Origin of the sequence: Streptococcus suis (genome assembly GCF_002960445.1) — a bacterium.
Lineage (GTDB): Bacteria > Bacillota > Bacilli > Lactobacillales > Streptococcaceae > Streptococcus > Streptococcus hyiners.
The window spans coordinates 1-333 of sequence record NZ_POJD01000215.1 but is presented as its reverse complement, the minus strand read 5'-3'; the positions used below and the strand labels follow the sequence as shown (position 1 = coordinate 333).

Below are 333 nucleotides of genomic sequence, written 5' to 3'. Positions count from 1 at the left end.
AGGCTATGGTAGATACAGGAGCTTTGGTGGATACAGCGGTCGCTCGTCGTGCAGGAATTGGCTTTATCGGGAAGAATGGGCTAGTCATTTCTAAGGAATTTGGTTCCTATATGTTTCTAGGAGAATTAGTGACCAACCTGGACATCGAACCAGATCAACCAGTAGATTATGATTGTGGTGATTGCAATCGCTGTGTTGCAGCCTGTCCGACGTCTTGTCTATTAGGTGACACGACCATGAATGCCCGTCGCTGTCTGTCCTTTCAGACCCAGGATAAGGGGATGATGGACTTGGAGTTTCGTAAGAAAATCAAGACGGTCATCTATGGTTGTG

Annotated in this window: 1 protein-coding gene; it reads left to right on the top strand. The window is 46.8% G+C overall.

All coding sequences use genetic code 11. From position 1 onward, the window contains the following. The coding region (locus C1G53_RS08835; RefSeq protein ID WP_330847473.1) for a 4Fe-4S double cluster binding domain-containing protein at positions 1 to 333 on the top strand (333 nt) is incomplete at both ends.